Genomic DNA, 10,984 nt, shown 5'->3' with positions numbered 1-10,984 from the left:
AAGTTAAAGCATCTGGCCTAAATGTATTTATTGAAAATATTTATTTAGGCTAGTTATAAAATGGACTGCGAGTATCAATAATATGGACATTATTAAATCTAGTTCTTCAAGTCAAGATGTTAGCAATATCAGTATCAGACAGTTTTTAAAATTCTTTATTCCCTCTATAATAGGTCTGTTGCTCTTCGTATTTCCAATTCCCTATGTAGATGGTAAGTTTGTATCATATGCGGAAGGATTTACCATTCCTATCTCTGTGTTAAAGGATTATATACAAGGTTACATGGGTGATATTTTACCATTGCTTGTTGTAATCTCAATTATGATTACACTGTGTTGTACCTTATATACTAAAATCATGAAGCCTTCAGTGATTTTGAATAATTCATTTTTAAATAACTTACTGAACGTTACAACACCTTGGCTTATCATTAGAATGCTTGGTGCGTTTTTTGTTGTCGTTACCTATTTTAAATTTGGGTTTGAGGCAATATATTCAGATAGTATCGGTGGATTGATATTATATGAGTTAATGCCAATACTTTTTATCGTGTTTTTCTTAGCTGGATTATTGCTACCACTACTACTTGATTTTGGCTTATTAGAGTTCTTTGGTGTTTTATTAAGTAAAGTAATGAGACCTTTATTTGGTTTGCCCGGTAGGTCCTCTGTAGATTGTCTGACATCATGGTTGGGTGATGGCACTATTGGCGTGTTATTAACTGATAAACAATTGGAAGGCGGATTTTATACCAAAAAAGAAGCAGCCGTTATTGCTACCAGCTTTTCAGCAGTTTCGATTACATTCTGTTTGGTTGTCATCTCTCAAGTTAAACTAGAAAGCTATTTTCTCAATATGATTGGGGTGGTTGCTTTATGCGGGATTGTTTGTGCCTTAATCGTACCAAGGTTATTTCCCTTATCTAAAATTGACGATACGTATGTAGTAGAAAATAGTGATAGAGATCATGAAACCATCCCTGAAGGAAAAACATTATTTACCCACAGCTTACATAAAGCGGTTCACAAAGCAGAAAAGAGTCCAAGCTTTTCTACTTTCTTAAATGATGGGTTAAAGAATATTTTAGATATGTGGATCGGAATATTACCCGTCGTTATGGCAATCGGGACGATGGGCTTAATCGTTGCAGAAGAAACCCCTGTATTTGATTATTTAGGTATGCCGTTTATTCCATTCTTAGAATTATTGAATATACCTTTTGCAGCAGAGATGTCAAAAACCATTATGGTGGGTTTTGCCGATATGTTTTTGCCTGCGATTATCGGTTCTTCAATAGAATCAGAACTAACTCGGTTTGTCATCGCTTGCTTGTCAGTCTCTCAATTGATCTATATGTCGGAAGTGGGTGGATTGATTCTAGGTACTAAAATTCCAGTGAGCTTTTTTCAGTTATTAGTCATCTTCCTATTAAGAACCATTATTTCATTACCGATTATTGCGTTATGTGCTCATATGATTTTCTAATAATATTAAAGGGACTGTAGTAGATAAGGATTAAATATCACACCATTTTTTCAGCGTTTTAAGCTGATTAGATGGTGACCCATAGTTAAATCTAAACTCGCACTCTTTTAAAAATAAATGGAAATTCTTCTTATCAATTCCATTATATTTTCTGAGCGTTCGTTTAGACTGATTCCAAAAGTTCTCAATGCCGTTGATGTGATTGTTTTTACCACAAGTAAACTCTTTAGAGTGATTGACTCTGAAATGTTTGAATTCGCTCACATCTAATGCATTATAACTTCGATAGCTATCAGTATAAACAAAGCTGTCAGGCTTGATTTTACGCTTGATGACAGGCATTAGGGTGGTTTGTTTGGTGTCTGCTACGACAATGGTATAAACCTTACCATGTCGTTTTAGGATACCAAACACGGCTGTTTTACCAGCAGCTCCGCGACCTCTTTTGCCTTTGCGTACGCCGCCAAAGTAGCTTTCATCTAATTCGACTTCGCCATCAAAAAGCTCATCAGCTTGTAATGAGAGATGATGATTTATAACAAGTCTAATTTTATGATAAAAAAGTGCAGCACTGTTAGGCTGGATATTAAGCAAATCTGCGGCTGTTCTAGCAGTTACTTCAGCCGTGAAAAACTCTAATAGCCTTCGCTGTACTTTTTTACTTAGTTTACAACGGGTTATCTTCATAAAAGTAGTCTAGCATAGTGCTTATCTACTACAGCCCCATATTAAATTGCAATTTTTGCTTTGCAAGAGGGTTTTCTGAAAGCCAGACTCACCAATCCTGAAAAAAATCAGCAAAAAAAACCACCTTGATAGGTGGTTTTTTGCTATTAACATCAGGCTACTGACAAGAATTGTTTTGCAAAGCCAGCTACCTTCTCCGGCATAATAGGCTCATCAACTCCCTTTTTTATTCAGTATTGTACTTAGATAATATACCTGATATTAGGGTTTGTTATATCTAATTTCTAAAACTAGAAAGAAGTACGACGATAGTTACGGTATTCAGGTAACCAAAAATTCGCTTTTAACCGGCGTTGTAAGTTCTCCGATGTGATAGGTAGTGCTAGCTTATCTTGAGCTGCCTGCAATGCCACTGCATACGCTATTTTTTCACTGATCTCTCTGATAACTCTAATGGGTGGTAATATGGCACCAGGTGCTTTTTCGTATTCCATGGATATATCTGCAAGGGCTTGGCTTGCCGCCGTTAGCATATTATCGCTGATACCTGTCGCACGTGCTGCTAAAACACCTAGACCAATACCGGGGAAAATATAGCTGTTATTACACTGAGAAACCTCAAAAGACTGACCGTTATAAGTGGTATGAGGAAACGGACTACCCGTTGCAACAATTGCCTTACCTTTACTCCAATTCATGACTTCTTGCGGCGTCGCTTCAACACGAGAAGTTGGATTTGAAAGTGGTAGTACAATTGGGTGTTCAGTATTAGCACATAGCGATTCGATTACCTCTTGGGTGAACAGACCTTTTTGTCCGCTAACACCGAATAATACGGTGATTTTTGCTTGTTTAACCACTTGCGCTAAGCCGAGTTTCTTACTTTTATCCCAGCTTGCAACAGCTGATTCTTTTTGTACTAACGGTTCTTGGAATTTTTGTAGCTCTGTCATACCATCTGTCAATAAACCATAGCGATCAACCATAAATACTTGACTACGAGCTTGCTCTTCAGTCAACCCTTCACGCTGCATTTGGCGAATAATATGCTCAGCAATACCACAACCAGCAGATCCTGCGCCTAAAAATGCGATATTCTGCTGGCTAAGTTTTTGACCTTTATTTAGACACGCTGCAATCAAAGTACCAACCGATACCGCAGCAGTCCCTTGAATATCATCATTGAAGCAGCATAGCTGATCACGATATTTATTCAATAACGGGGTCGCGTTTTCCTGAGCAAAATCTTCAAATTGCAACAACACTTCTGGCCAACGGCGCTTAACGGCTTGAATAAATAAGTCCACAAATTCGTTATATTCATCGCCAGAAATACGCGGATTTCTCCAGCCCATATACATAGGATCGTCAAGCAACTGTTGATTATTGGTACCGACATCCAGCAAAATAGGTAGACAGTAAGCCGGGCTAATACCACCACAAGCCGTGTATAAAGACAGCTTACCGATTGGAATACCCATACCGCCAATACCCTGATCCCCTAGGCCCAAGATACGTTCACCGTCAGTAACAACGATCACTTTGACGTTTTGTTTGGTGGCATTTTGTAGCATATCATCGATTTTATGACGCTCAGGATATGAGATAAACAAACCCCGTTTACGACGATAAATTTGCGAGAATTTTTCACACGCCTGACCAACGGTTGGGGTATAAATGAGCGGCATGACTTCCTCGATATGCTGCTCAATGAGATGATGAAATAAGGTTTCATTGGTATCTTGTATATTACGCAAATAAATATGCTTATCCATAGCGTCAGTGAATGAGCTCAGTTGATGATAAGCACGTAATGATTGCTCCTCAATCGTTTCAATATTATGAGGTAATAGCCCCGTTAAATTAAAGCTACTACGTTCTTCTGATGAAAAAGCACTACCTTTATTCAGTAAAGGAGTTTCTAAAAGAGCGGGGCCAGCAACGGGAATATATAAAGGACGCTTGTTTGACATAATGTAATCTTCTTATTAAAGGCATATGAGTGAAAGCCATACTAAGTGAAAGCTATGCTAGTGCTGCATTATACATAGCATCGACTGGTATTTAACAATAGATAACAAAATCATTTTGAATAAGTGTGGCTCTAAGCTTGATAACACTGATACATTTACCGAGAAATAATAAAAAAGCACTACCAATCGGTAGCGCTTCTAGGGTGTGTTGAACATTTATAATAAACAAACACTGAACTATTTAGCAACTTAGCAACTTAGCAACTTAGCAACTTAGCAACTGATAAATAATCAGGCCAATGCCAGTTTTAGAGTCCAGTTATAAACAACACGAGCAATTACGTTTGGTTTTCGACATTTTGCCAATACCCGGGTTAAAGGTGTTGGTTGGGTCTAGACTTTTATAGAAGTTTTGCAAATCAGGTTCTGCTTCGTATAGATGCCCGACATTATGCTCAGCAGGATATTTGGCCCCACGGGCGCTCAGCAACTCTAACATCATCTTTTTAACAAGATGTGCATCACTGCCCTTCTTCAAAATATAATCTTGATGAAACACATAGCAAAAGAAGTGCCCGTAATAAAGCTTCATCTCTAAGTGCTTTTCAATTTCCTCAGGTAAAGTTTCAAGCCATTCTAATTCATTACGCGGTATGGCAATATCCAATGCCAATATCTCACCGACTTCTTTTTCATGCATGACTTCATAGCGTAATGCGGCTCCGGCTGCGGCAAAACGATTTAAAAGCGCGCTTTCTGACTCTTCCTGGCTACATTCAAAATAGTTACCTGTGTCTGACGCGGCAAAGAACGTCTTCAGAAAGTCTTGAGCCTCTGCTATACCCTCATCACTCATTTTTATGATGAGATGATGCTCGTATTGATCGCGATACTCCATCATGCGCTTCGGCAAATGCTTGGGAAATATATTGGCGATGAACTGCATGACTTTGTCAGTGAAATGCTTTGGCATCCATGACCATTTATGGAACTTTGCGTCCATAGCGCCTTTGATAGAAAACAATCTAGGTAAGGCATTTGTCCCAAGATGCTTAATACTCAGGAACGTGTCCTTGCCATACTTAGCAGATACATCAAATATATCACGATGCATGTACTCACCCACTTCCGGAATATTATCGAAGCTCGATAATATCTGCCTTCTGAGCTGTGCAAGCTCACTTACACTGTTGGTGCCTATATAAAAAGTTTTCTCTTTTACCGCTATTGGATAAGTGTCAAGACGTACTGCAAACACGGCAAGCTTGCCAGCGCAGCCACTGGCTTCATATAGTCTTCGCTTATCCGCATTGAATCGGCTTGGCGTGCTTGCATCAACATCTTTTACTCTAGCGATGTACTCTTTGTCAGATGCGAGCTTACCAGTGTCAGGTAATTCTCTTTTATCAAAATTACCTGTTTGTAAATTAGTGAGTATTTCTTCCGGAGTATCGCCCAATTCTACGTCTAGATGATTAACCAATACTAGCTGACCGTGTTGGTTTATTTGGGCAAACAGTGCAAGCTCGGTATAGGCAGGGCCTCTTTTAACCAACGCACCGCCGGAGTTGTTAGAAATACCACCAATAATAGACGCACCCAATGTCGAGGACCCGATGACGGAGTGAGGCGCCCTATTTACGGTATTAAGCTCACTTTGCAACTGATGTAATGTCGCCCCAGGCAAGCTAATCACTTGCTCGTTGTCATTCACCAAATACAACTGGTTCATTGCAAGCGTGTTAATCACAACCACCGGTCTATCGTAGTCATTACCGCTCGGTGTTGAGCCTTCAGTCAGTCCTGTTTTTGCCGCTTGCATGATAATGATGCAATCGCCTTCTACACACACTTCTAAGCTGCGCCAAATCTCAAGCAGTGTTTGCGGAAACAAAACAGCCAAAGCATTGCCGCCACCAGAGCGCCACCCCATTCTATAGTGCTCGTTTTTCTCTGGATCAGACTGTACATTACTGGCTCCCAGTAAATGCGTTAGCTTCTCTAACACTAGATCAGGACGGAGTGTGTCCGGATACGTTATATTTGATGAGAAAAGGTTTGATGAAGCCATATGATGCTCCTTAACTTGTGATTGTGTGTCACTCATTATGCTAAAGGCCCTTGAAAACCAAAGAGGTAAATGGCAGCCATGACGATGATGCCACAGAACAGCACATAATAGAGGGTAGGTAAAATAGTACGCCTAAGTGTGGCACCTTCCATACCCAGTAGACCCACCGTTGCTGATGCAGCCACGACATTATGTATCGCAATCATATTACCGGCTGCAGCACCAACCGCTTGAGCCGCGATGATTAATGAAGGTGAAACATGTAAGCTCATGGCGGCTTCATATTGGAATTGACTGAACATCATGTTGGATACGGTATTAGAGCCGGCAATAAAGGCACCTAATGCACCAATGGTTGCACTGATTAAGGGAAAAACACTACCAAAAGTACCAGCAAACAACTCTGCACTGGCGACTGGCATACTCGCCACATCTGATAAGTTTACGCCTGAATTAATAAAAATCCTAACCATTGGAATTGTGAAAACAAGGACAAATCCAGCCCCTAAAACAGTCTTGCCTGATTCTTTAAAGGCACTGCTTAGTGCACTGCCTGGTTTTTTGGTTTGAAAAGCGGCGGCAACCAAGGCGCTGATTAATAACAAGCCGCCTGGTAAGTATAAAGGACTAAAACTGGCACTGATATCTGCCTCACTTAAAATCGAGGTTAGGTCTACTGTTGCGCTGTTAAGCAAAGACTGAAAGCCTGTTAATACTCTTGAACACACCAGTAAAAGGGCAACCAGTAAATAAGGGAACCACGCCATAATAGTCGACATTTTGTTGCCATCTAAACTTGGCGTCAAATCATCTTTACTGACTACTAACTTACCCATCCATTCACTTGGCCAGCTTTTTTTCGGTTCAAAATCCCATGTGGTTTTTGGTACTAAAAAGCCACGTTTTGCAGCATTAACAACGATAGTGATACTGACCAAGCCACCGACCAGTGACGGAAATTCTGGTCCTAAAAAAACACCTGTTAGCGTATAGGGAATCGTGAATGCCAAACCCGCAAAAATAGCAAATGGCCAAATCGCAAAGCCTTCTTTCCAGCTTTTGTTTTTACCAAAAAAGCGCGTGAGCATCATCACCATAAAAAGTGGCATAAACGTACCAATAACACCATGCATCATGGCGACTTGGCTGGTAATCAGTTGTAAAAAGTCGCTCCACTCTAGCCCACCTTGTGCTAACTGGGCGCTAATGGCCGCTGTATCTAATCCTTTATTTACTCCAATAACGATAGGCGTGCCGACCGCACCAAATGATACAGGCGTGCTTTGTATCATCATTCCCATCAATACCGCCCCCAGTGCTGGAAACCCTATCGCGACGAGTAAAGGTGCTGCAATAGCGGCAGCTGTACCAAAGCCAGCAGCCCCTTCAAGAAAGCAGCCAAAGCACCATGCAATAATGATGGCTTGCACCCGTCTATCTGGCGATACATTGGTAAACCCAGCACGGATAACAGCAATGGCACCAGTGTGTTTTAGCGTATTGAGTAAAAAAATAGCACCGAATACGATCCACAATACTGAAACGGTAATGACCAAACCCTGAATGATCGATGAGGACACGCGATTAAGCGTCATATCCCATACAAAGAGAGCAAGCGCGGCAGTAACGGCTAAAATAATTGGCATGGTTTTTTTGGCTGACCATTGCATGCCTATCAGAAAAACACCACAGAGAATGATTGGTAGTAATGCCAGTAGCCCATATATTGTTTGATTCAAAATCATATCCTTTTTATCGTGTAATCTTCCTTGAGCAAAGTCATCTAAATATTTATTTTTATGACTTAATGGTGATTAGAAAGTTTTAAACAGTCATGCACAATGAGTGCTAATAATTGCACCGACTAAATGTTCAAAATTCCCCAAAATATTCTACGCTTTGTCCATACATTGATATATTGCATCAAAGGACAATATTATTTTCTTTTTTTGCTATAATCCAAAACAAATTACACCAATTGGAGAACAAGTATGGTCAAAGCTGACGATATGGTTTTATTCGTTCAAGTGGTTGATGAAGGCTCATTTTCTAGGGTCGCTGAAAAACTGTCATTAACGAATTCAGTCGTAAGCAAACGCATTGCAAGATTAGAAGAAAACCTAAACGCACAGCTACTTTATAGAACCACCAGAAAGTTGAGCTTAACTGATGCAGGAAAGACTCTTTATAACAAAGCGAAAATTGCTAAATTTGCCTTTCAAGAAGCCGAAAATGCAGTGAGGGGTTACGGTGAGGATATGAAAGGCAACATACGTATCACTCTACCGGTGGTCTCTGCTAATCTAGTATTGAGCGAATCTATTGCTGAATTCTGTAAACAACACCCAGAAATATCAGTGGATTTACAAATTACCAATCGATTGGTTGATTTGATAGAAGAAGGGTTTGATCTGGCCATAAGAACCGCCGAGCTTGAAGATTCATCACTTATTGCAAGGCGCCTTATAGATAGTCAGTGGGTGATATGTGCGACGCCGGAATATTTGGAGCAACATGGTACACCTCAGACACCTGAACAATTACAGGATCATAAATGCTTGGTCTATAAGTTTGATAATGCGGCTAACGATATATGGCCACTATATATAGATGGCACAGAGCAATTGCTTCCTATAGAAGGCCGGTTTTATAGCAACCATCTTGATGCGATTAAACAAGCGACCCTTAGCGATTTAGGTATCGCTTTTTTACCACAAGCACTTGTTTATAAGGAGCTGCAGCAAAATACGCTCACACAGATTTTGCAACGTTTTACACGAAAAAGACTGGGAATGTATGCGGTTTACCCTAAAGCAAAGCAACCAGATCAAAAATTGAAACTGCTTGTTGAGTATCTGCGAGAGTCATTACATGAAAAACAGGCTTACTACTGCTAAGTAAGTCACTATTAGGGTTTCTCATTTTTGAGAAATCCTATCTTGTATGCAAATATGACTGTTATATATTAAACCAACTGCCTTTACTCCTCTCTTAAATATAATCTTCTGTTTATCTTTTATAAAAAATGCTCCCATTGCGGGAGCATTTTAATTTTAGAAATTAAAATTTAATTAGCCAATATTAGATAACGTTAGTGATATCTGTATCAATATTGACCTGTGTAGCCGAGTCAGTGCTCAATGCCCACACATTATATTGTTGTCCATCAGCATCTGACGTCGTGGTTTGAGTATTTACCCACATTGCCGCATTACCAGATCCATCTGTATCACTTAGATTATTACCGACACCACCTAAATCCACAGTATCATCGCTATTACCTTTGACATAAATAGTATCTGAAGTTTCTGAACTGGTAATATCCGCTGCTTGGATAGTCAGCTCATTGGCGCCAGTACCACTTATATCTATCATTTCCACCTCAAAGACGTCAGATAAGCTTAACGCTTGATTAGCTCCAGCCAAGTTAACAGTATCAAATCCATCACCCCCTAAAATATTGACATTCAAAGCTGCATCAATATTAATAGTGTTCGCACTGTCATCTAAATTAACTAACGACGTCTGAAGGATGTTATTAGTAATATTGACTACATCATCACCAGCACCCATATCGATTGTAAAATCAATATCAATGGTTAATTCTGCCGTACTCGTAGCGACATTATCAGAAATAGTATAGGTAAATACCTCTGATTGGCCAGAAGATGCATAGTCACCATTAGCTGTATAAGTATAATTACCATCCTCATCAATGACTAAAACACCATACTGACCTTGGATAGAGTATCCATCAATCCCATTAACATCAGTAGGAGTTGCGCTTGAAGTTAAATTATTGTTGCTAGCTACAGCCGTCAGCGTGGTATTAATATTTACAGTATCTTCACCCTCTTCATCAGTTGCTAATGAATCAGGATTAAGAACATTACCTATAATCACAGTATCATCAGCGAAACTATATTGAGTGAGTGTGGCTGTGACATCCGTGGTTTCGAGCAGTGTCAAAGTATTGCTAAGCAAGGGAGCAACTAAGTCATCAAGTACCGCGTCAATTTGCGTCTCTGAAAGGAAACCTCCTAAAGTAGTTATTAGACTATCAATCCCTAACCCTCCAGGTGCAGATAGTAATGGAATAAGGATTGGCTCAAGAAGTGCAAAAGTCAAGCTGCCAAGAGGTCCTAATGCATCTGCAACTGCATCTAAAACAGCAGCTTGGTTATCAGGCCCTAATAAGACACCTTCCTGCCCTAATTCTGCCAACGTAAGATCGTTCACTAACTCTGTTAACAAGCTTTCGTCTTTACGTATTACGATTTTATAGTCACCTGGCTCTAAACCAGATATGGTTGCTGTCAAACCATCAGCGTTGTTTGTTAAACCTAAAACTTCTAAGCCAAGAACGTTACCTACAAGTGGATTGTTTTCATTAGCTGCAATGTAAAGAAGCTGATTATTACTGTCATAAATTTCTAGACTAATTGCATCAGCTACTTGTAATAATGCAGTCTGTTTAACCTCAATATTGACAGTACCGTTAGCGCTTTCAATCACTGTAAAGCCAAGATTACTATTCGTACCATCACTTCCACCAAAAGCTCCAAGCAACTTAAAGTTCTCTTGATCTATTGGTACAGTAGTCTCTACTTGTAATTCCAGATCAAGATTATCAGAATCGTCTCGAGCAATGATAGGTGGCACAACTACAGTTGGTGCCGTACCCGTTGTGGCGGCACTGTCAAGCGTGCCATCCGTGGCGTTCACCACTGGCGCCGCTAAGCTGCCACCCGCATTCACGGTGTTTGC

At 40.1% G+C, this 10,984-nt stretch carries 6 protein-coding genes and 1 pseudogene; 2 read left to right on the top strand and 5 right to left on the bottom strand.

The window, feature by feature from the left end; all coding sequences use genetic code 11:
• Window positions 1-82 precede the first annotated feature (82 nt).
• Window positions 83-1,486, top strand: coding sequence for a YjiH family protein (locus ACZW67_RS13480; RefSeq protein WP_465183679.1), 1,404 nt, complete (start codon window positions 83-85; stop codon window positions 1,484-1,486).
• Between the two features lie 30 nt (window positions 1,487-1,516).
• On the opposite strand, the gene ACZW67_RS13475 is transcribed toward ACZW67_RS13480, so the two are convergent.
• From ACZW67_RS13475 to ACZW67_RS13460, 4 genes are all read right to left on the bottom strand, one after another.
• Window positions 1,517-2,173 carry an IS1595 family transposase gene (locus ACZW67_RS13475; RefSeq protein WP_465183678.1) on the bottom strand — a complete coding sequence of 219 codons (657 nt, stop codon included), beginning with the start codon at window positions 2,171-2,173 and terminating at the stop codon, window positions 1,517-1,519.
• Between the two features lie 290 nt (window positions 2,174-2,463).
• Window positions 2,464-4,146, bottom strand: a complete 1,683-nt coding sequence (locus tag ACZW67_RS13470) for an NAD-dependent malic enzyme (protein WP_197101272.1) — start codon at window positions 4,144-4,146, stop codon at window positions 2,464-2,466.
• 319 nt (window positions 4,147-4,465) lie between these two features.
• Window positions 4,466-6,217, bottom strand: a complete 1,752-nt coding sequence (dld, locus tag ACZW67_RS13465; protein WP_465183677.1) for a D-lactate dehydrogenase — start codon at window positions 6,215-6,217, stop codon at window positions 4,466-4,468.
• Between the two features lie 35 nt (window positions 6,218-6,252).
• Window positions 6,253-7,956 carry an L-lactate permease gene (locus ACZW67_RS13460; protein ID WP_465183676.1) on the bottom strand — a complete coding sequence of 568 codons (1,704 nt, stop codon included), beginning with the start codon at window positions 7,954-7,956 and terminating at the stop codon, window positions 6,253-6,255.
• 252 nt (window positions 7,957-8,208) lie between these two features.
• Here ACZW67_RS13460 and ACZW67_RS13455 point away from each other — a divergent pair, with 252 nt between their 5' ends.
• Window positions 8,209-9,114 carry a LysR family transcriptional regulator gene (locus ACZW67_RS13455; protein WP_465183675.1) on the top strand — a complete coding sequence of 302 codons (906 nt, stop codon included), beginning with the start codon at window positions 8,209-8,211 and terminating at the stop codon, window positions 9,112-9,114.
• A gap of 184 nt (window positions 9,115-9,298) precedes the next feature.
• Here ACZW67_RS13455 and ACZW67_RS13450 read toward each other — a convergent pair.
• A pseudogene (locus tag ACZW67_RS13450) lies at window positions 9,299-10,984 on the bottom strand (hypothetical protein); the annotation flags it as partial.

Source organism: Psychrobacter sp. TPE 89C (assembly GCF_055522395.1).
Note: the sequence above shows the minus strand (reverse complement) of the source record. Positions and strands in the feature narration are given on the sequence as shown.

Coding starts and splice junctions, on each gene's coding strand:
- ACZW67_RS13475 (WP_465183678.1), bottom strand. CDS start 2,173: ATGAAGATAACCCGTTGTAAACTAAGTAAAAAAGTACAGCGAAGGCTA.
- ACZW67_RS13480 (WP_465183679.1), top strand. CDS start 83: ATGGACATTATTAAATCTAGTTCTTCAAGTCAAGATGTTAGCAATATC.
- ACZW67_RS13470 (WP_197101272.1), bottom strand. CDS start 4,146: ATGTCAAACAAGCGTCCTTTATATATTCCCGTTGCTGGCCCCGCTCTT.
- ACZW67_RS13455 (WP_465183675.1), top strand. CDS start 8,209: ATGGTCAAAGCTGACGATATGGTTTTATTCGTTCAAGTGGTTGATGAA.
- dld (WP_465183677.1), bottom strand. CDS start 6,217: ATGGCTTCATCAAACCTTTTCTCATCAAATATAACGTATCCGGACACA.